General features: G+C 45.2%; 17 protein-coding genes. All 17 read left to right on the top strand.

Translation table 11 applies throughout. From position 1 onward, the window contains the following. Positions 1–17 precede the first annotated feature (17 nt). The 17 genes from ABEQ74_RS28860 (at position 18) to argF (ending at position 21,281) form a co-directional block, all read left to right on the top strand. A complete protein-coding gene (locus ABEQ74_RS28860) occupies positions 18–1,304 on the top strand; it encodes a polysaccharide pyruvyl transferase family protein (protein ID WP_430125631.1) in 1,287 nt (428 codons plus the stop codon). Positions 1,305–1,339: 35 nt separating this feature from the next. Then, on the top strand, positions 1,340–2,209 hold the full coding sequence (locus ABEQ74_RS28855) for a LicD family protein (RefSeq protein ID WP_430125630.1): 870 nt from the start codon (positions 1,340–1,342) through the stop codon (positions 2,207–2,209). Between the two features lie 23 nt (positions 2,210–2,232). Further along, positions 2,233–2,961, top strand: a complete 729-nt coding sequence (locus ABEQ74_RS28850; protein WP_430125629.1) for an IspD/TarI family cytidylyltransferase — start codon at positions 2,233–2,235, stop codon at positions 2,959–2,961. A 9-nt stretch (positions 2,962–2,970) separates the two neighbouring features. After that, positions 2,971–4,029: an NAD-dependent epimerase/dehydratase family protein gene (locus ABEQ74_RS28845; protein ID WP_430125628.1), complete on the top strand. Its 1,059-nt coding sequence runs from the start codon at positions 2,971–2,973 to the stop codon at positions 4,027–4,029. Positions 4,030–4,634: 605 nt separating this feature from the next. Then, positions 4,635–5,042: an acyltransferase gene (locus tag ABEQ74_RS28840; RefSeq protein ID WP_430125645.1), complete on the top strand. Its 408-nt coding sequence runs from the start codon at positions 4,635–4,637 to the stop codon at positions 5,040–5,042. A gap of 437 nt (positions 5,043–5,479) precedes the next feature. Next, positions 5,480–7,816, top strand: coding sequence for a fibronectin type III domain-containing protein (locus tag ABEQ74_RS28835; RefSeq protein ID WP_430125627.1), 2,337 nt, complete (start codon positions 5,480–5,482; stop codon positions 7,814–7,816). Between the two features lie 343 nt (positions 7,817–8,159). Next, positions 8,160–8,357: a cold shock domain-containing protein gene (locus ABEQ74_RS28830; protein WP_054405414.1), complete on the top strand. Its 198-nt coding sequence runs from the start codon at positions 8,160–8,162 to the stop codon at positions 8,355–8,357. A gap of 183 nt (positions 8,358–8,540) precedes the next feature. Continuing rightward, the gene (gene hpf, locus ABEQ74_RS28825; protein ID WP_430125626.1) at positions 8,541–9,104 is read left to right on the top strand and encodes a ribosome hibernation-promoting factor, HPF/YfiA family; all 564 of its coding nucleotides are present in this window, start codon (positions 8,541–8,543) and stop codon (positions 9,102–9,104) included. A gap of 453 nt (positions 9,105–9,557) precedes the next feature. After that, positions 9,558–12,071 carry a preprotein translocase subunit SecA gene (secA, locus tag ABEQ74_RS28820; protein ID WP_430125625.1) on the top strand — a complete coding sequence of 838 codons (2,514 nt, stop codon included), beginning with the start codon at positions 9,558–9,560 and terminating at the stop codon, positions 12,069–12,071. A gap of 278 nt (positions 12,072–12,349) precedes the next feature. Next, a protein-coding gene (gene prfB, locus ABEQ74_RS28815; RefSeq protein WP_430125624.1) for a peptide chain release factor 2 occupies positions 12,350–13,463 on the top strand; the annotation gives its coding sequence in 2 pieces (ribosomal slippage) (positions 12,350–12,421 and positions 12,423–13,463; 1,113 coding nt in all). A gap of 26 nt (positions 13,464–13,489) precedes the next feature. Then, positions 13,490–14,395, top strand: a complete 906-nt coding sequence (locus ABEQ74_RS28810; RefSeq protein ID WP_430125623.1) for a YitT family protein — start codon at positions 13,490–13,492, stop codon at positions 14,393–14,395. A gap of 286 nt (positions 14,396–14,681) precedes the next feature. Further along, positions 14,682–15,251 (top strand): GNAT family N-acetyltransferase, encoded by a 570-nt coding sequence (locus tag ABEQ74_RS28805; protein WP_430125622.1) that lies wholly within the window; start codon positions 14,682–14,684, stop codon positions 15,249–15,251. A 257-nt stretch (positions 15,252–15,508) separates the two neighbouring features. Further along, positions 15,509–16,567: an N-acetyl-gamma-glutamyl-phosphate reductase gene (gene argC, locus ABEQ74_RS28800; protein WP_430125621.1), complete on the top strand. Its 1,059-nt coding sequence runs from the start codon at positions 15,509–15,511 to the stop codon at positions 16,565–16,567. A gap of 19 nt (positions 16,568–16,586) precedes the next feature. Then, on the top strand, positions 16,587–17,813 hold the full coding sequence (gene argJ, locus ABEQ74_RS28795) for a bifunctional glutamate N-acetyltransferase/amino-acid acetyltransferase ArgJ (protein ID WP_430125620.1): 1,227 nt from the start codon (positions 16,587–16,589) through the stop codon (positions 17,811–17,813). Positions 17,814–17,887: 74 nt separating this feature from the next. Next, positions 17,888–18,724: an acetylglutamate kinase gene (argB, locus tag ABEQ74_RS28790; protein WP_430125619.1), complete on the top strand. Its 837-nt coding sequence runs from the start codon at positions 17,888–17,890 to the stop codon at positions 18,722–18,724. Positions 18,725–19,049: 325 nt separating this feature from the next. Beyond that, complete coding sequence (locus ABEQ74_RS28785; RefSeq protein WP_430125618.1) at positions 19,050–20,267, top strand: acetylornithine transaminase; 1,218 nt, start codon at positions 19,050–19,052, stop codon at positions 20,265–20,267. A 57-nt stretch (positions 20,268–20,324) separates the two neighbouring features. Further along, entirely contained in the window at positions 20,325–21,281 is a 957-nt protein-coding gene (gene argF, locus ABEQ74_RS28780; protein ID WP_430125617.1) for an ornithine carbamoyltransferase, read from the top strand. Positions 21,282–21,303 lie beyond the last annotated feature (22 nt).

Here is a 21,303-nt window from a genome sequence, read left to right as displayed (position 1 = left end):
TATTATGGGGGGATCTCATGAAGTACGGAATTATCTCATATAAGAAAACAGTACGGCCTGGTGGTATAAAATGGACAAATTTGGGGGATCCAATTCAATCCTATGCAATGGTTAAAATCTATGAAGAAATGGGTATCCCTGAATCAGAACTGGTGAAAGTCAATAGATACTCATCTAAATCATATGACGGAGATTATGTTATTTTACCATTCAATTGCTATAATATGATTTTTGATCAATATAGACATAATAATTCTCTCCCTGTTTCTGATAAAATTATTCCCGTTTTTGTGAGTTTTCACTTACACTCTCGCGTGTTAGAGCCGGATTTATTACAACAACTGAGGACCTATGAGCCGATTGGTTGTAGAGATGAAGAAACGATGAAAATGTTAAGGAGCTACAATATTCGTGCATATTTATCGGGATGTGTAACTGCAACATTACCGAAAAGAAAGGCGAATCCTCAAAGTGGAAAAAACTATTTTGTTGACTGCCCCGAGAGTCTTCTGGAATATATTCCACAAAATATTATGGTTAATGCAGAGTTTGTTACACATATGCCTTATATTCCTCGGAGTTCTGAGGATATTTATCTTACTGACGAAGAGGAACAGAACTATTATCAATTAGGTGTCAATCAACTAAAGCTCTATGAGAATGATGCTAATCTTGTAGTTACTTCGCGATTGCATGTTGCTGCTCCATGCATGGCTTTGGGAATCCCAGTGATCCTGGTTAGCGAAAACTTTGATGGGAGATTTTCTTGGATTGATAAGTACTTGCCTCTTTATACACCAAGCGACTTTGGTGAGATTAATTGGAACCCCGATCCAATTGACTATGAGGAAGACAAAGAAATTATCAAAAGGCAATTTATCTACAGAATACAGAAAGCGTTTGAAGAGAACCACCTTCTCTATGATTGTAGTTCTCTACTTGAAGACAGAAAAAGATCAGTATATAACAAGGAAGTCATTAACTCTTTAAAACAAATTGCTAGCAATACAGAGAGTGTAAAATATGCGATATGGGGTATGCGGGCAGAAACCATGAATTTACATCATGTAATTTCTGACCATTTTCCTAATTGGAAATTATCAGCCGTAATAGATGAGTATTGTATGGGTGAATATGAAGGGTATCCAATTTTAACATCAAAGGATATTCCCGATCTGGATGACGACGAGATTGTTTATTTTATTGTTCCTGAAGCTGCTCATGATTTTGCATCCGATTTCTTTAAAGGAAAAAAAATCAGAGGGTTTCTTGTCAAAAATAAAACGGAATTCGTTGAAATATAAATTTTTAAGGTATACGGACTATTATGAGATATTCAATGAAAAGTGATATTCAATCCATAGAACTTTCGACGGATGAGTTACGAAAAATGCAAATGAATATGTTGGAAATGCTGATTGAATTTGATCGTATTTGCCGAAAACATGATATTAAATATTCATTAGATGGGGGAACGTTTTTAGGAGCGGTTCGTCATAAAGGTTTTATTCCTTGGGATCCGGATGCAGATATAGTTATTCTAAGAAAAGACTATGAGAAGTTTAAAATGATCTGCAAAAAGGAACTAAATCACTCTATTTTTTTCTTACAGGATTACGAGACAGATAGATATTACAGATGGGGCTATGCAAGAATGCTTAGGCGAGGTACTTCATATGTTCGTGCTGGTCATGAACACCTTCAATCACAAAATGGTGTATTTATAGATATATTTACGCTGGATAGTGTTCCAGATTCATCAGTTGGCCGTATTGTTCACAAGTTTTTGTGTTTTTGTATCCGAAAGTCACTATGGTCTGAAGTAGGGAAAAAAGTACACCCAAATCCATTTTTTCGTGTGGTTTACCGAGCTTTATCTAAAATCAGCAAGGACAGGCTGTTTTACCTTAGGGATGAAATCGCCAGAATTTGCAATAAAAATGACAATTCTCTTCTTGTTCGCCATATGTGCTCGCCCCATCCCAAAAAGCACTCATATGGATTTCCGAGAGAGTTATTTTATTCACTAAGTGATTATGAGTTTGAAGGCTATGAATTTTGGGGGTTCACAAATTTTGATTGGTATTTGAAATCAATATACGACGACTACATGACACCTCCAACCGAAGAAAAAAGGACAAGTCATATACCTTGTTCTAGTTATTCATTGATTGAACCAAGCGAATTAATGAGAAGTAAAGGCAATTGAATGTTAGAGGGGAATCCATCGATATGACTACAACTGCATTAATATTTGCGGGTGGCACAGGGTCCAGAATGAATAGCAGATCAAAACCAAAACAATTTTTAGATTTACATGGAAAGCCTATTATTATCCATACCTTAGAGCATTTTGAGTATAGTCAGGAAATTGATAGTATAGCTATAGTTTGTCGTGAAAATTGGATCAACTATTTGAAAGAACAATTAAGACATAATTTTTTTGAAAAGGTTCGTTGGGTTGTTCCAGGCGGAGAGACCGGACAACAATCTATATATAATGGACTTAAGGTGATATATGATTCTTGTGATAATCCAAGTGAGACTATTGTACTTATCCATGATGGGGTTAGACCATTAATAAACCAAAGGCTTATTTCCGATAACATTGCCTCCGTTAGACAATATGGTTCAGCAATCACTGTTACTAAGGCGGTTGAAACTGTAATTAGTACAGACGATAATAATGAAGTTGTAGATATTCAAAATCGTAATTATGCAAAAATTGCAAAAGCTCCTCAGAGCTTCTATTTAAGCGACATTATCTCGGTACATGAAAAAGCTATACAAGATAATAATCTGAACACCGTTGATTCGGCATCTTTAATGATGCATTACGGATGCAAACTGCACACTGTCGATGGGCCTATTGAAAATATAAAAATAACAACACCTTATGACTATTATATATTCAGAGCAATATACGAGGCTCGTGAAAATTCCCAAATATTTGGATTGTGAGATGATAAGATGTTATTGGAATCTCCAAATGACAACATATTGCAAACTGATATAGAACGCGTTAGTCAAGACCTTAGTAAATTTTTTGAAATAAAAAATAAGGTTTTTTTCATAACAGGGGCAAGTGGCTTATTAGGATCAATAATTGTTAAGTCCTTAATGTGTTTGAATAGATGCTACCAATTTAATATTTCTGTGTTTGCATTAGTACGAAATTATAATAAGGCGCAGGCAACTTTTGGTGACTTGCTATTAGATGATCATTTACAAATTATTGTTGGTGATGTTCTTAGCATTCCTCATATTCCTGAATTCATTGATTATATCATCCATGGGGCGAGTATTACTTCTTCTAAATCGTTTGTTACTCATCCAGTCGAGACAATTATTACGGCCATCAATGGAACATATAATGTACTCGAGCTTGCCAGATTAAACAATGTCTCTGGAATGGTATATATGTCCTCTCTTGAGATGTATGGCAATCTCAATTCTGACCTGCCGATTTCAGAAGATTGTGGTGGATTTATAGATCCCTTATCCATAAGAAGTAGTTATTCAGAGAGTAAAAAAATGGCTGAGAATCTTTGCTGCGGATTTTCTTCAGAATTTGGTCTTCCAGTTAAAATTGCTAGACTCACACAAACATTTGGAGCGGGAGTTTCCTATAATGATAATAGAGTCTTTGCTCAGTTCGCCAGAAGTGTAATTGAAAAGAAAAATATTGTGTTGCATACAACAGGTGAGACTGTTAGAAATTATTGTTACACCAGTGATGCAGTCAGGGCGTTATTTTATATCCTGTTAAGAGGCGTTCCAGGATCAGCGTATAATGTGGCAAATATGGAAACCGCAATTTCTATTAAAGAAATGGCCGAGTTAGCAGTCTCTTTTGGTACACAGACGGAGATTGAATTTAAATTGGAAGATAGCAACAATCATGGGTATAATCCAACTATAAAGATATGCTTGGACACTTCTAGTTTAAGTAAATTAGGTTGGTCTGCTGAAGTGAGGTTAATCGAAATGTTCCAGCGCCTTATAAAAAGTATGGAAATTAACATCTGAGTCAATAGAAAATCCGGATGGGGATAATAAGGAAGAAATATATTATTGAGTATTTTGTGGAACGTACAGTTCAAAACTAAAATAATAGAAAAGTAGTAATCTGAGGAAAGAGTGATTTAGGTGATAACTTAGCAAAAATTCTTTTCGAAGAACATGGGATTATGGCAGAGTTTTATATCGATATAAACACAAATCTAGTAAATGGTCGAATGCAAGGAACGTAAAAGATATTGACAGTAAAACTGACGATATTTTTGTAGTTGTAGCACTAAAGTATCATGAGTCTATAATTGACATATTGAATGAATACGGTTTTAAAGAAAAAGCGATAACGCCTATCATTTCATAATCCGATGACAGTCACTCAGGATCATTTAGATAACCATTATTATTCAGATATTTACGGAAATACTATAGACGGTGATATCGGTGAAGCGAGAGTTATATTCAGGGGTTACAATGCTAGCGTTAAAATTGGAAGATTAACGACTTTTGAAGAAAATGTAAAAGTATATTGTGAAGATGGTGTGGATTTATCTATTGGAGATAGCACAATTATAAAGATGAATACAAAATGGCATTTTTGACCTGATAGTAAAGTTACTATAGGAGACAATTGTTTATTTAATAATGATGGTGAACTAACATGTGGTAAAGAGGCTCAAATCAGAATCGGATCAAACTCTGAATTTGGTTGTCGTTATTGGATTGTCGCAAATACTCTAACATTTATTGATATAGGAGAAGAATGTATTTTTAGTAAAGATTGTTTAATACGTTCTACTGACGGCCATTCTATTTTTGATATTCACACTGGTGAAAATATAAACTCTTCTTTAAGTGAACAATATAAAAAGAACATAATCATAGAAGATCACGTCTGGTTCGGTGCAAAATGTAGCTGTTTTTACGGAGCAAAGATTGGCAGTGGAAGTATCGTAGGTGCTCATAGTCTAGTAAAAAGGTATTCCCTAACAACTGTATTATTGCTGGAAATCCTGCAAAGGTTATAAAAAAGGATGTTGCATGGGCGATAGAGAATAATAGGGAAAATATCGACATTATTAACGAAAAATTTATACGGTATACAATTGATAACTAATATTCATGAGTGGAGGAAGGTGCTGCTTCTTCTTCTTTTCAATGCAGTTTGGCCATATATACTTACTTGAAGGACACATAATTTCTGATATCCAATTAACGATTTGAGACAGCTAGCAAAGGACTCCGCAATACCTGGAGTCTTTTTTTTGCACTTTTGGCTGCCTAAGCTAACCCCCTAGAGAAACACGTAGTTTTGCAACAATGATAGTATCTATAAGTAATAAGGGATTGTTAGGATGAAGGCAAAACACTATAGTAACTAGTAATATATACATGGACAATAATGGGATAAAGTGTTAAGTTACTGGTATGAAAGAACCATTATAATACTACAGGAGGATAAAAATTGAAGAAAAGTGGTTATTTATTACTAGTGTTATCTGTGTTTATTAGTTTGGCTTTTTTTAACCCATCAGTTGCCAAAGCAGCAAGTCAGTACACCGGAGGACTGCTGGATGGTGAGACGGTACAAATTGGAGCTTCCGTAGGGCAATCATCAACTGCGGCTACACAGCTGACAGACAATGATCCATCGACCTCAGTGAGTCTGACTAACGGAAATCTTGCTTGGTATACTTTTACGTCCCCGGTTGAGATTTCAGCGGTCATTGCAAAATATACGAATTCTGTAACGGTTGAGTTTTACGATATAAATAATAACTTGCTGCAAAGATATGATCTATTAAGCAGTGATGGAGTCCAGACACTTTCCGCTCCGGTACAAGATGTAACAACCGTTGCATTAAAGTATACGGGGAGCAGTTCGAGAGTTTACGAGTGGAATGTGTTTGCAGCCCCACTAACTGCGCCGTTGCCTACAACGATCAACTGGATTCAAGGTGGTGATCAGGTAGCCAAACTGGAATGGACGGCGAATGGAGCGGAATCGTACAATGTAAAGCGTGCTACTTCTACTGGCGGACCCTATACCGTGATTGCGAATGTAAGAGGGGCCTCATACTCAGATAACACCGTGACAAATGGAGCAACGTATTATTATGTAGTTTCAGCGGTAAATCAGGCAGGTGAAAGCAGCAACTCGCCCGAGAAGAGTATTAAAGTTGAGGCAACGAAGTATACCGGGGGATTGCTTGATTGGGTGACTTTGCAAACAGGTAAATCGATATCCAGTCCGACCGGTACTGTTCGAGAAATGACAGACAACAATACAACTACTAATAAGATTATATACAGCGGTGACCTTGTCTGGCATACTTTTATGTCCCCGGTTGAAATATCAGCAGTGATTGCAAAATATAGTAAGCCTGCGGTGGTTGAGTTTTACGATATAAATAATAACTTGCTGCAAAGATATGATCTACTAGACAATGATGGAGTCCAGGTGCTTCCTGCTCCGGTGCAAGATGTTTCGACAGTTGTATTAAAAAGTACGGAAAGCAGTTCGAGAATTTACGAGTGGAATGTGTTCGCGGCCCCACTAACTGTGCCGTTGCCTACAACGATCACTTGGATTCAAGGTGGCGATCAGGTAGCCAGACTGGAATGGACGGCGAATGGAGCGGAATCGTACAACGTAAAGCGTGCTACTTCTCCAGGTGGACCTTATGCCACGATTGCGAATGTTAGAGGAACCTCGTACTCAGATAACACCGTGACAAATGGAACAACTTATTACTATGTAGTTTCAGCGGTAAACCAGGCAGGTGAAAGCAGCAACTCGCCCGAGAAGAGCATTAAAGTTGAGGCAACGAAGTATACAGGAGGATTGCTTGATGGGGTTACTTTACAAGTAGGCAAATCGATATCCAATCCGACAGGTACTGTTCGAGAGATGACAGACAACAATACAACTACTAGTAAAATTATATACAGCGGTGACCTTGTCTGGTATACGTTTAGGTCCCCGGTTGAAATATCAGCAGTTATTGCAAAATATAGTAAGCCCGCAGTGGTTGAGTTTTACGATATAAATAATAACTTGCTGCAAAGATATGATCTATTAGACAATGATGAGGTGCAGGTGCTTCCTGCTCCGGTGCAAGATGTTTCGACAGTTGTATTAAAAAGTACGGAAAGCAGTTCGAGAATTTACGAGTGGAATGTGTTTGGAAAAGGCGGGGAACTGCCTCCGGAGGTACCAGTTAATTTGACAGCCACGGCTGGTAACAAAAACGTCGTTTTAAATTGGAGCAGTTCTAACAATGCCGTTACGAACTTTAATATTAAACGTGCTACGGTATCAGGCGGCCCTTACACGGTGATTGGTAGTGTTACCGGCAATACTTACAGCTACACGGATAGTAACGTTATTAATGGTACTACATATTACTATATTGTTACGGCAGTTGATGGGGCTGGCACAAGCAGTGATTCAAATGAAGCTATTGCTACTCCTAAAGCTGGAAATCCTCCTGTGAATCCTCCTGGTGAGGATCAAGAAGGAGAACGGGCATTACTTCGTCTTATCCTCATTAATGGCATTGATAGAGAATACGACTTATCCATGTCTGAAGTTAATGCTTTTATTAATTGGTATGAAGATCGTGCCAATGGGGTAGGAACCATGATGTATGGTATCAATAAACACACCAATAATAAAGGGCCATTTGTAAATCGCAAGGATTACGTTTTCTACGATAAGATTATTACGTTTGAAGTAAATGCATACGGAACGGATACAAGCATTCCAGAAACCCCTCCGTATGATCCGGATGCCCATTAAAAATCTGAAGTGTTTAAGCTCTTGGAGATGCTGTAGAGTATCTCCAAGGGTTTTTTTTAATCCTTCTTTGTTGGTATATTTAGAAACTAGGTCACTACTTTAGATTATTGGTGGATTTTTAAATCCACTTGTTTCACCCCCCTCCCTGCTGGGTAATTATCGATAAAGCATATTTCGGCAGTGCTAACTAACTCAGTGTTTAAGCGGAGTCGACATTTTTCAACTTTTTCTTTATGGAAAAAGCGTCTTAGGAGCGATTGACACTGGATTGGGCGGGTGCTATAGTCGGAAATGTGGACAAGTTGTGTCACACTTTATTTGACAATGAAGGGAATGTTAGTGCATGCAAGGTAAAGTGAAATGGTTCAACGCAGAGAAGGGTTATGGTTTCATCGAGACTGAGGACGGTGGCGATGTATTCGTACACTTCTCCGCTATCCAATCCGAGGGCTTTAAGACGCTGGAAGAAGGACAAGATGTAGAATTCGAAATCGTTGAAGGTGCTCGTGGCCCGCAAGCAGCTAACGTAATCAAATTATAATCATCCCGGCATAGCCGACCTACATAAACGGTACGATGGTTAACAATTCGAGATTCGCTAGCCAAGACTCCGGTTCTTCCGGGGTCTTTTTTTGTGAATATTTTTTGTGCAAAAATTCACAATTAAATCTTTTACATAGGCTTAACAAAATGGTATAATGAGGGTGCAAAGGAGGAGTGCCCAATGCAATTCACAATTAGAGGTCAACAAATTGAAGTGACCGATGCTTTGAAGGATTATGTTGACAAGAAACTCAGCAGGCTAGATAAGTATTTTGAAGCACCCCCTACCTCCGAAGGACATGTTACACTGAGTGTCGTTCGAGGATTGCACACAGTGGAAGTGACCATTCCGCTCACAGGTGTGGTACTGCGTGCGGAAGACCGAAGCGAGGATATGTACGCTTCCATTGACGCTGTCGTGGACAAGTTGGAACGTCAGGTTCGCAAGCACAAAACCAAGCTGAACCGCAAGATCAGACAAGAAGGCGGACTGAAAACGCTCATTGCAGAAAACGGAGCAGCAACCAGTCAGACGGCTGTAGAGCAAGCGGAGTATGACGAGGATGACTACGAAGTTGTCCGTACGAAACGTTTTACCATGAAACCGATGGATGTGGAAGAAGCGATTCTGCAGATGAACATGGTAGGCCATAATTTCTTCGTATTTTCCAACATTGACACACAAGAAGTAAATGTCGTCTACAAGCGTGATGACGGCAAGTACGGATTGATTGAACGGGATTAAGTTGCCATCCCATCTGCATTCTGAAGGGAATGCGTAAGGCAATCAAGCTCGTCTCCAATTAAAGTGAATGAAATTGAAATGTAAGATGAGCCTTCATCCGTGTTCAGCGGGTGGGGCTCTTTATTTGGATATATAGATTGTTACAGATGCTGTAAAATGGAGCAGTGTACCGGAGTTTTGCGACTGGGTAAATGCTCCACGCAACTTTTTGAAGCTTTGCTGCGTCTCATATGAGTAGAACTCCAGGTATTAGACATCTCTTGTAAGCACATATTGTTGCGGCATCCCTTACAAACTGTTACAATTTATGCAAACCCTCATTTTATGGGACGGGCTCTTAGCCTGCATGAAATGGGATCATAATAAGGAATCAATGAATCGATTTCATCATTTAACCCTTTGGCATTTAATGAAGTTGATTCTATCACTTGTTTTGCACGAAAGGGGTTAACCATGCTAGGACTTGTCAAAAAGATTTTCGGCGATACCAACGAGCGTGATGTCAAACGTCTTATGAAGACGGTGGATGTAATTAACAAACTGGAACCGGATTTTGAGAAGCTGTCGGATGAGCAGCTGCAAGCCAAAACCGTAGAGTTCCGCGCGCGGCTTGAAAAAGGCGAGACGCCGGAGGAGATTCTTCCTGAAGCGTTTGCCACAGTTCGCGAGGCTTCCAAACGGACACTTGGCAAGCGTCACTATGACGTGCAGTTGATCGGAGGTATGGCCCTCCACGAAGGCAAAATTGCAGAGATGAAGACCGGTGAAGGTAAGACCCTTGTAGGTACACTGCCGGTTTACTTAAATGCCCTGCTTGGCAAAGGTGTTCACGTGGTCACCGTCAATGATTATTTGGCGCAGCGTGACAGCCAAGAAATGGCGCAAATATATAACTTCCTGGGCATGACCGTCGGTGTGAACCTGAGCGGTATGGAACACCCAGAGAAACAGCATGCTTATGCATGCGATATTACGTACGGCACGAACAACGAGTTCGGCTTTGACTATCTGCGTGACAATATGGTCCTCTATAAAGAGCAGATGGTTCAGCGCCCGCTCTATTTCTGTATCATTGATGAGGTTGACTCCATTCTGGTCGATGAAGCGCGTACGCCGCTCATTATCTCCGGACAAGCTGCGAAATCGACGGAGCTGTATTTTGCAGCTGACCGTTTCGTTAAGCGCCTGACTGCGGAAGAGGATTACACGGTAGATATTAAGGTCAAATCCGTAGCCCTCACGGAAAAGGGCGTGGCGCAAGCAGAACGTGCTTTCGGTATCGATAACCTGTATGACCAGAAGCATGTGACGTTGAACCACCACATCGTACAGGCCTTGAAAGCGAACGTAATTATGCGCCGCGACGTGGATTATGTTGTAACTGAAGACGAAGTCATTATCGTCGATGAGTTTACAGGCCGTTTGATGGCAGGACGCCGCTACAGCGACGGTCTGCACCAGGCGATTGAAGCCAAGGAAGGCATTGAAGTTCAGAACGAGAGCATGACGCTCGCTACGATTACGTTCCAGAACTACTTCCGGATGTATCGTAAGCTGGCCGGTATGACCGGTACGGCGAAGACCGAGGAAGAAGAGTTCAAGAAGATCTATGGTCTTGAAGTGCTTCAGATTCCTACAAACAAACCGAATCAGCGCATCGACATGCCGGATGTTGTCTATAAGAGCGAAGAAGGCAAGTTCAAGGCAGTTGTGGCGGAGATCGTAGAGCGTCATAAGAAGAACCAGCCGATTCTGGTAGGTACGGTTTCAATCGAGAACTCCGAGCGGTTGTCCGAAATGCTGAAGCGCAAAGGCATCAAGCATAAAGTGCTGAATGCGAAATACCATGAGGAAGAAGCGGAGATCATCTCGCGTGCGGGTGAGCCAGGATCAGTAACGATTGCGACGAATATGGCTGGACGCGGTACGGATATTTTGCTTGGCGCAGGCGTTCAGGACATTGGCGGACTTCATATTATCGGTACGGAGCGTCACGAATCGCGCCGGATTGATAATCAGCTTCGTGGCCGTGCAGGTCGTCAGGGCGACCCGGGGTCCACACAGTTCTATCTGTCCCTTGGCGATGAACTGATGAAGCGTTTTGGTACAGACAATGTACTGAATATGATGGAGCGTCTGGGTTTTGAAGAAGATCAGCCGATCGAGAGCAAAATGATCACTCGGGCAGTTGAATCCGCACAGAAGCGCGTGGAAGGCAACAACTTTGACATGCGTAAAGTCGTTCTCCAATATGATGACGTTATGAACCAGCAGCGTGAGATCATCTATAAGCAGCGCCGCGAAATTCTGGAATCCCAGGACATTAAGCAGATTGTTATAGAGATGATTAAGCCGGTCATTGACCGTGTGGTTCAAGCTCACTGCAGCGACGACATTCCAGAGAACTGGGAGCTGCAGGAAGTGGCGGATTATGCGAACCGCAAGCTGCTTGACGAGGGCTCGATTACACGTGAAGATCTATGGGGCAAGGAAGCGGAAGAGATCACGGAATATATCTTTGACCGCGTAATGAAAAAGTACGAAGAGCGCGAGCAAGCGATTGGCGAAGAAATGGTCCGTGAATTCGAAAAGGTTATCGTTCTGCGTTCGGTGGACAGCAAGTGGATGGATCATATTGATGCGATGGATCAACTGCGTCAAGGTATCCACCTCCGTGCATATGGCGGTACCGATCCGCTTCGCGAATACCAGTTTGAAGGTTTCGAGATGTTTAATGCCATGATCGCTACGATCCAAGAAGAAGTTGCGACGTACATCATGAAGGCTCAAATCGCAACGAATCAGGAGCGTCAAGCGGTTGTGGATGAGAACAAGGTCTCCACGAACAGCAGCAGTGAGCCTGCCGAGAAGCGTCCGGTTCAAGTTGCTGAACAGATTGGCCGGAACGATGCTTGTCCTTGCGGCAGCGGTAAGAAGTATAAGCACTGCCACGGACAGAACGCTTAAACGATACGATAGAGCAGTAAAGGTATTCACATGTATCAGTCCGCCCGCAATTTGGGCGGACTTTTCAACTCCCTTAAGAGCAGCAGATAAATTGGGTGACCGCGTGTTTTTTATCCGGGTACATCTGAAATCTCTGCTGCGCTTAAGGGAGTTTATCTGAGTGATAGGTGTAAATTAGGGCACAGGAATCAGCAGGAATCTTCATATGATATGGAACGTTTTCCATGCAAGAGAGGGTATACTGAATAAATAGGTACTGACAGAAAGGATGAAAACTTATGATCGATCCAAGCGTGAAGCATGACTTGCGTGAAATCAGCAAGAAATTAACCAATCTTAGGGGGTCTCTTTGACTTAGATCTCAAACAGGAGATGATTGAGAATTTCGAGGAGAAGATGGCAGCCCCGGATTTCTGGGATGACAATGAGAAGGCTCAGGCACTTATAGCCGAGATGAATGCCGTAAAATCATCTGTGGATCAATATCAGAAGCTGCAGGCCGATTATGATGATGCTGTTGTGATGATCGAGCTGGCGGATGAAGAAGGCGATGACTCCCTTGCGGGAGAAATCGGTGAGACGATCAAGGAGCTGGTGTCGCGTGTGGAGGAGTTTGAGCTCCAGCTGCTGCTGAACCAGCCTTACGATAAAATGAATGCGATTCTCGAACTGCATCCGGGCGCAGGTGGTACCGAGTCTCAAGACTGGGGCCAGATGCTGCATCGCATGTACACGCGCTGGGCCGAGAAGCGTGGCTTCAAGGTGGAGACGCTGGATTATCTGCCTGGTGATGAAGCGGGAATTAAGAGCGTGACTTTGCTGATTAAAGGCTACAATGCTTATGGATATTTGAAAGCGGAAAAAGGAGTCCATCGTTTGGTTCGTATATCCCCATTTGATTCCTCCGGCCGCCGTCATACCTCGTTTGTCTCCTGTGATGTGGTACCGGAGATCAACGACGAGGTCGAATTGGATATCCGTACAGAGGATTTGAAGATCGACACGTATCGTGCGAGCGGCGCGGGTGGTCAGCATATCAATACAACGGATTCGGCCGTACGGATCACGCACTTGCCGACCGGTGTGGTGGTAACCTGCCAGAATGAACGCTCTCAGATCAAGAACCGCGAGCGGGCGATGACAATGCTTCGGTCCAAGCTCTATGAACGTAAAATCGAAGAGCAGCAGAGGGAATTGGCTGAAATTCGTGGCGAGCAGTCCGAGATTGCTTGGGGAAGCCAGATCCGTTCGTATGTCTTCCACCCGTACAGCATGGTTAAGGACCACCGTACTCAGGTGGAAACCGGTAATATTGGAGCTGTCATGGACGGAGACCTGGATGCGTTTATCGACGGATATCTGCGCAGTCAGATCAGACAGGAAGTCGAGTAGGACATTGAGGAGAGATTGATAGAACTATGGCGCATACGGCTAGGACTCCATCGATAAACAAAAGAAAAAGAGAACCCCTGATTCCCATCAATGGTCCTCTGCGGCAGACGGTGGATGCAATTTTTATCGTGATTGGCTCCTTTATTATGGCGCTGTCCTTTAATCTGTTTTTTCTGCCGAATCACATCGCCTCCGGCGGTGTGTCGGGATTATCCGTCCTTATTCAGGCATGGCTAGGGTTTGAACCGGCGTTTACGCAGTGGGCGATTAATATTCCCCTGCTTGTGCTGGGCTTCTGGCTGCTGGGACGAAATTATGGCCTGCGTTCCCTGCTCGGCAGTGTGATTCTACCGCTGTTCGTTTTTTTGACCAGCAGTTGGCCAGTCCCCACCTCCAACCCGCTGCTGGCGTCCATTTATGGCGGTATCGGTATAGGCATTGGTATGGGGCTGGTCTATCGAGGCAGAGGTTCAACCGGTGGGATGGCCCTTGTGGCGCAGCTTCTGCAAAAATACAGCGGACTTAGCTTTTCAATCTGCGTCGTAATGCTGGATGCGCTCGTCATTTCGTCGGCGGCTCTCGTGCTGTCGCTGGAGCAGGCATTATATGCGCTGATTGGACTGTATGTAACCGGAAAAGTGATTGATGCCATTGAACTGGGCTTCAGTTTTACGAAGGTGGCTTATATTATATCCGAGCATACGGAGTCCATTACGAAGGCCATTCTCGAAGATCTTGACCGTGGATTAACCAAGCTGACCGCCGAGGGCGGCTATACGGGGGAACACCGGACCGTGCTGATGGTGGTCGTCGGACAGAACGAAATTCCCCGGTTGAAGACAGTTGTGCAGTCGGTGGATCCAAATGCGTTCGTAATCATTAGCAATGCCCATGAGGTACTTGGAGAAGGATTCCGCCAAATTAAAACATAAAATCATAGACAGCGCTCGGACATATACGAGCAATGAAAGAGACGGTGAATATACCGTCTCTTTTTTTGTTTACAGCATGTATCAGAATGTATAAATTTCAGCGAAGCGCAGCCATTCGATGATCGCAAGTAAAGTTTAATTCTGCACACCAAATGACCTCTTATGAAGTCTCCATTCACATTCTCCCATGGGGTTTGCTGTCCAGATCGGCGCAGGCCTTCAATACTCCTTTATTTTTTTGGTAAAGAGCATATAATGGTAACTATTAATGAGCAGGAGGGTAATTGTGGAAATTGCGCAGATCTATGCTAAACTGCCGACGCTGGAAACCGAGCGTCTTCGTCTTCGCAGAGTTTCAATGCAGGATGCGGACCAGATGTTTGCCTATGCGTCGGACAATGAGGTTGCCAGGTACGTGACCTGGGAAACCCATTCCTCGATTGATGACAGTAAGAACTTCATTCAATTCATTTTGTTTCAGTATGCCAAGCATGATATAGCTCCATGGGCAATCGAGCTTAAGGAAAGTGGACGCATGGTGGGGACTGTGGATTTTGTCTGGTGGAAGCCGGAGCAGCAGATTGCGGAGATCGGTTATGTGCTTGCAAGAGAATGCTGGGGACAAGGGCTTATGACGGAAGCCGCCGCTGCTTTGCTGGAGCTTGGTTTTGGAAGGATGGAGCTCGAGCGTATCCAAGCCCGCTGTTTTTCAGAGAACATAGGGTCCCAGCGTGTCATGGAGAAGATCGGCATGTCCTATGAGGGAACTTTGAGAAAAGGGATCAAGATCAAGGGGCGCCACTGGGACATCAAAATGTATTCCATTCTAAAAGAAGAATTCCAAGCACGACAGTAAATATGAAATCATGGACAGTTAGTACCAAATTTGAATAATCCATTGTATTTATATGAATACGGTCGTATAATAATACATATTTATGAGACGGATGAGTCAATGAAACTTACTTGATGTTTTTAAACATAGAGGATAATGTGGGCGTTAATTTAGGACATTGTGCCATATTGGCATGACATTTTAGATAAAGGGAATGGATGAATGGCACCTTGTATAAGGTCCTGCGAGCTATTCATCCAGGGGAGAGGGATGAGGATATGACGGAGACAAACAACAAAGTAAGAGTAGCTATTATTGGTTCTACCGGATATGGGGGCGTGGAGCTGATCCGATTGCTGCAAGCACACCCGCAGGTCGAGATTACATCGGTGATTTCTTCATCGACTGCAGGCGTACCGATCTCGGACGGTTTTCCGCATTTGACGAATATTATTACGCGTAACCTGGATGGTGTTCATCCTGCAGAAATTGCTGAGGTGGCAGATCTCGTATTTGCGGCTACACCTTCTGGTGTGAGCACCAAACTGGTGCCGGAGCTGCTGGATGCGGGCTTGAAGGTCATTGATCTTTCGGGGGATTTTCGCTTGAAGGATGGAGCGGTGTATGAAGAGTGGTATAAACATCCGGCTCCGAAGGCGGAGCTATTAGAGAAGGCCGTATACGGCTTATGTGAAGTGTTTGGTGAAGAAGTTCGTGATGTGGATTTCATCTCAAATCCGGGCTGCTATCCAACAGCGACGCTGCTAGGACTGATCCCGGCGCTTAGCGCGGGCTGGATTGATGCTTCCTCCCTTATTATCGATGCCAAATCGGGCGTTTCGGGTGCAGGACGGGGAACGAGCCTGATGACGCATTATGCCGAGATTAACGAGAATTTTAAAGCTTACAAAGTGAATAAGCACCAACATATCCCGGAAATAGAGCAAGTATTGACACAGGTGACAGGCGAACCGATTACAGTTACATTTACAACCCACATGGTACCGATGACGCGGGGAATCATGACTACGATGTATGCAACATTGAACGGAGCATATACGACAGAGGATTTTATTGAGCTGTATCGCCAGTATTTCGAAGGCCGCCAGTTTGTGAGAATTCGTGATTTGGACGTATGGCCTGCAACCAAGGAAGTCAGCGGCTCCAATTATTGTGATATCGGATTTGCGGTGGATGCGCGTACGAACAGAGTGACCATTATATCGGTCATTGATAATGTGGTGAAGGGTGCGGCCGGGCAGGCGATCCAGAACCTGAACTTGATGATGGGATGGGAGGAGAGCCTCGGGCTTACGTTTACGCCGATTTATCCGTAAGCGGGCTGGGGACACAGACATGGGAGAGAATATGTTTGCAATTATTGAGGACGGCAGCATTGTAACACCGCAAGGCTTTAAGGCAGCCGGGCTCCACTGTGGACTTAAGAAGACGGACCGCAACGATCTGGGCGTCATTGTGTGTGACGTACCGACTGTGGCTGCTGCCGTATACACAACGAATCTTATTCAGGCGGCACCACTCAAGGTAACCCGCGAGAGCTTGCAGGATGGCACGCTACGTGCTGTTGTTGTGAACAGTGGGAACGCCAATGCTTGCACAGGTAAGCAAGGGGAAGCGGATGCTTACACGATGCGTGCGAGTACAGCGGCACAATTTGGTCTGGAAGAGAATGATGTGGCCGTAGCTTCTACGGGCGTTATCGGAGAGCTGTTGAAGATGGACCGTGTGACGTCGGGGATTGCTGGCCTGCCAGCGAAGCTGAACGGCGGAAGCGAAGGAGCTGAAAGCTTCAGCCAGGCGATTTTGACTACAGACCTCGTGAAAAAAGAAGCCTGCGTCACCGTTTCGGTTAACGGTAAGAAGGTGACGATCGCCGGGGCGGCCAAGGGGTCTGGTATGATTCACCCGAACATGGCGACCATGCTCGGATTTATGACGACAGATGCGGTCATTGATCGGGAGTCGCTGCAATTGCTGCTGCGCCAAACGACCAATCTGACCTTTAATATGATTACGGTGGACGGGGATACAAGCACGAATGATATGCTGGTTGCCATGGCCAGCGGTTTGGCGGGGCATGATGTATTGTCACCAGAGCATCCCGATTGGGAGGCTTTCTCTGCGGGCTTCCACTATGTATGCCAGCAGCTGGCAAAAGCCATCGCCCGTGATGGAGAGGGAGCTTCCCGCCTGATCGAGGTGCGTGTGGAAGGCGCTGAAAGTGATGCAGATGCAGAGGCGATTGCCAAGACCGTTATCGGCTCCAGCCTGGTTAAATCCGCTGTGTTCGGCGCAGATGCCAACTGGGGACGCATTATCGCAGCAGTCGGCCGAGCGGGCCGTCCAGTCAACCCTGATACAGTAGATATTGCTATTGGTCCGATTCCGGTGCTGGAGCAGTCAAGACCCCTTCCTTTTGATGAGGATGCGGCCCTGGCTTACCTTCAGGGGGATACCGTTGATATCGAAGTGAAATTGCATATTGGTAATGGATCTGCTACGGCCTGGGGCTGTGATTTAACCTATGACTATGTCCGCATTAATGCGGCTTACCGTACTTAAATACATGTTGTAAGTGCGTAGAGCATCCTGCAGCATGCTACAGATAAATAACCTATGGGGCGGAGGAGACGGATATGAAGAGCACGATCGACCAAACGGAGACGTTGCCGGTCCAAACAATGGGGATGAATACGTTCGTTATGAAATGTGGCGGGAGCACACTCGCTGCTTTGCCAGACAGCTTCTTTGAGGATTTGAAGGATTTGCAGCAAAAAGGAGTCAGTCCCGTAATTGTTCATGGCGGCGGACCTGCCATCTCCGGCAATTTGGAGAAGCTCGGCATTGAAACCGAGTTCGTGAACGGTTTGCGCAAGACGACGGAGGAAGTGCTGGATGTTGTGGAGATGGTGCTTGCCGGCACCATTAACAAACAGATCGTGAGGCGGATCCAAAGCGTAGGTGGAGCAGCTATCGGCTTATCCGGTTCGGATGGCGGTCTGATTGAAGCGAAGCCGGTGAGCAACCATGCTGAGGTCGGTTGGGTCGGAGATGTGACACATGTGAAGTCATCCATTCTAACTGGTGTACTGGATATGGGTTACATGCCTGTCGTTGCACCTATTGGCGTGGATGAATCCGGTCAGCGTTACAATATCAATGCAGACACAGCAGCAGGCGCCGTGGCCTCCCACATGGGGGTTAATCGCATGATCGTTGTCACCGACGTGCCCGGCATCATGAAGGGAACAGGCAGCGAGAAGCGGGTGCTTCCAACAGTGACGGTTCAAGAGGTCGAGGACATGATCGGCACAGGAGAAATCTACGGCGGCATGATTCCAAAAGTTAGAGCAGCCATCAGCTGCATTCACGGCAAAGTGAGCGAAGTCGTCATCGTGGACGGAAGCGAGCCGAATGTGTTAAGCCGAGTGCTCGAAGGAGAAATCCTCGGAACGCGCATCGTACGAATGTAGGCGGCAAAACCCGCGGAACCCGCATCGTGATCGTGCGAATGTAATAAATCCGGTTTGGTATAAACCGGAACTATAGAAAACTTCAACGAAGCAGGCGGAATTGTTCTGGAGAAGCGAAGCGGTCGCCTAAAAGCTTTCCAAAGGAAAGCTGGCATCGGAAGCAAATACCACACCCGGATTTCACCCATGATATCCATTTCAATAGAAATCTGGGGGCAACAGCGATCGGAAGAACAATCCGCATGCGTAGTGATGATCAAGCTTACATGAGTTCATGAGCTTTCATGAACCTGTTTTGTCCATATGCAAAGGAGTGTGTGAGGTTATGGGAAAAGAAGCATCAGACGGTATCAAAGCCGCAAATGAAAGCTCGTTGTTCCAGACATACGCCAGATATCCAATCGCCCTGGTCAAAGGGGAAGGCAGCTGGCTATGGGACAATCAAGGCAACAAGTATCTTGATTTTATGGCCGGTCTAGCGGTAACGAATCTCGGCCATGCACCGGTGAAGGTGAAAGAGAAGCTGAAGGCCCAGCTGGATGAATTGTGGCATGTCTCGAACCTGTTCCACATTCCGGGCCAGGAAAAAGCAGCCGAGCTGCTGACAGCCAACACCTGTGCGGATGCAGTCTTCTTCTGTAACAGCGGAGCTGAAGCGAATGAAGCGGCCATTAAGCTGGCGCGCCGTTACCATCAGAAAGTGAAGGGAACAGGCCGTTACGAGGTCATTACGTTCACCCAGTCCTTCCATGGACGGACACTGGCTACCCTGACTGCAACCGGTCAAGATAAGGTGAAGGAAGGCTTCCTTCCGCTTCCAACAGGCTTCAAGAGCGTTCCGCTGCATGACCTTCCAGCATTGGAAGCAGCCATTAACGACAACACCGCCGCGATCATGATCGAGATGGTGCAGGCAGAGGGCGGCGTGCATCCGGTGGAACCGGAATTCCTCCAAGCTGTTACCAAGCTGTGCAAGCAGCACGGACTGCTGCTGATCGTTGACGAGGTGCAGACGGGTATGGGTCGGACCGGAAAGCTGTTTGCCCATGAACATTACGGCATCGAGCCGGATATTTTCACCGTGGCCAAAGGGCTTGGCTCTGGATTCCCGGTCGGTGCGATGCTAGGTAAAGGATACTTACGCGAAGCCTTTACGGCAGGCAGCCATGCCACGACCTTTGGCGGCACACCGATTGCGAGCTCCGTCATTCAGGCCACCATCGAGACGATGCTGGAGGACAACGTGCCGCAGCGCGCAGCTGAAGCCGGAGAGTACTTGATGAAGAAGCTGAATGAGAGCCTGGGCAGTCATCCTTTTGTGAAGGCGATCCGGGGTAAAGGCCTGCTTATTGGCATCGAATGCACTGACCCGGTTGGCGAGCTGGTATTGAAAGGGCAGAGCCGCGGGCTGCTGTTCGTAACAGCAGGACCGAATGTGATCAGACTGCTTCCGAATCTGTACGTGACAGAGCAAGAGATCGACCAGGCAGTATCGATTATTACCGAACTTATTCATGAACATACGGCGGTTAGCCAAGCATAGATGAACCTTGCAGTAACATCGTGACAATAACAGCCTACGTTAGGAGGAATTGAATTTATGGGTGCAAGCGGACAAGTGAAGGAATTAAGCCTGAAAGGGCGGGATATGATCGAGTTGGATGAATACTCCCCGGAAGAAATTCAATTCCTGCTCGATTCAGCGATTGAGATTAAGCGCAAGCAGAAGAACGGTGAAGTTTATCAGCCGCTGAAAGGCAAGACGATTGGATTGATTTTTGAGAAGTCGTCCACACGGACGCGGGTATCGTTTGAGGCTGGTATGTTCCAGCTGGGCGGACATGCACTCTTTTTAAGCAAAAATGATATTCAGTTAGGACGCGGCGAGCCGATCAGTGACACGGCACAAGTAATGTCCCGTTACCTGGATGGCTTGATGATCCGCACCTTCGGCCACGATAATGTCGTAAACCTTGCAAAATATGCCTCCATTCCGGTAATCAACGGCTTGAGCGATATGGCGCATCCATGTCAGGTTCTGGCTGACTTGCAGACGGTGCTGGAGCACAAGGGCAAGCTGAAAGGGCTCAAAATGGCCTTTATCGGCGACGGCAACAATATGGCGCACTCACTCCTGATTGGCGGAGCCAAGATGGGGATGCATGTGGCTGTGGCCAGTCCGAAGGGCTATGAGGCGGATGCCAGCGTCGTGAAGCTGAGCGAGGAGATTGCAGCGCAAACCGGCGGCAAAATCACGATTACGCAAGACCCGATCGAAGCTGCGAAGGACGCGGACGTGATTTATACGGACGTATGGGCAAGCATGGGCTTTGAAGAGGAGCAGGCACAGCGGGAAGCTGCGTTTGCCGACTATCAAGTGAATGAGGAGCTTGTGAAAGCGGCGAAGCCGGATTACTTGTTCCTGCATTGTCTTCCGGCCCATCGGGGTGAAGAGGTCAGCGAAGGTGTGATCGACGGTGCGAACTCCGTCATTTTTGATCAGGCTGAGAACCGCCTCCATGCACAGAAGGCTTTGATGGTTGCTTTGATGGCTTAGAGCCATCAGAGCCGTCAAATAT

Source organism: Paenibacillus solani, from assembly GCF_050475945.1.
Taxonomy (GTDB): domain Bacteria; phylum Bacillota; class Bacilli; order Paenibacillales; family Paenibacillaceae; genus Paenibacillus_AQ; species Paenibacillus_AQ solani_A.
Note: the sequence above shows the minus strand (reverse complement) of the source record. Positions and strands in the feature narration are given on the sequence as shown.

Coding starts and splice junctions, on each gene's coding strand:
- ABEQ74_RS28860 (WP_430125631.1), top strand. CDS start 18: ATGAAGTACGGAATTATCTCATATAAGAAAACAGTACGGCCTGGTGGT.
- ABEQ74_RS28855 (WP_430125630.1), top strand. CDS start 1,340: ATGAAAAGTGATATTCAATCCATAGAACTTTCGACGGATGAGTTACGA.
- ABEQ74_RS28850 (WP_430125629.1), top strand. CDS start 2,233: ATGACTACAACTGCATTAATATTTGCGGGTGGCACAGGGTCCAGAATG.
- ABEQ74_RS28845 (WP_430125628.1), top strand. CDS start 2,971: ATGTTATTGGAATCTCCAAATGACAACATATTGCAAACTGATATAGAA.
- ABEQ74_RS28830 (WP_054405414.1), top strand. CDS start 8,160: ATGCAAGGTAAAGTGAAATGGTTCAACGCAGAGAAGGGTTATGGTTTC.
- hpf (WP_430125626.1), top strand. CDS start 8,541: ATGCAATTCACAATTAGAGGTCAACAAATTGAAGTGACCGATGCTTTG.
- secA (WP_430125625.1), top strand. CDS start 9,558: ATGCTAGGACTTGTCAAAAAGATTTTCGGCGATACCAACGAGCGTGAT.
- ABEQ74_RS28810 (WP_430125623.1), top strand. CDS start 13,490: ATGGCGCATACGGCTAGGACTCCATCGATAAACAAAAGAAAAAGAGAA.
- argC (WP_430125621.1), top strand. CDS start 15,509: ATGACGGAGACAAACAACAAAGTAAGAGTAGCTATTATTGGTTCTACC.
- argJ (WP_430125620.1), top strand. CDS start 16,587: ATGGGAGAGAATATGTTTGCAATTATTGAGGACGGCAGCATTGTAACA.
- argB (WP_430125619.1), top strand. CDS start 17,888: ATGAAGAGCACGATCGACCAAACGGAGACGTTGCCGGTCCAAACAATG.
- ABEQ74_RS28785 (WP_430125618.1), top strand. CDS start 19,050: ATGGGAAAAGAAGCATCAGACGGTATCAAAGCCGCAAATGAAAGCTCG.
- argF (WP_430125617.1), top strand. CDS start 20,325: ATGGGTGCAAGCGGACAAGTGAAGGAATTAAGCCTGAAAGGGCGGGAT.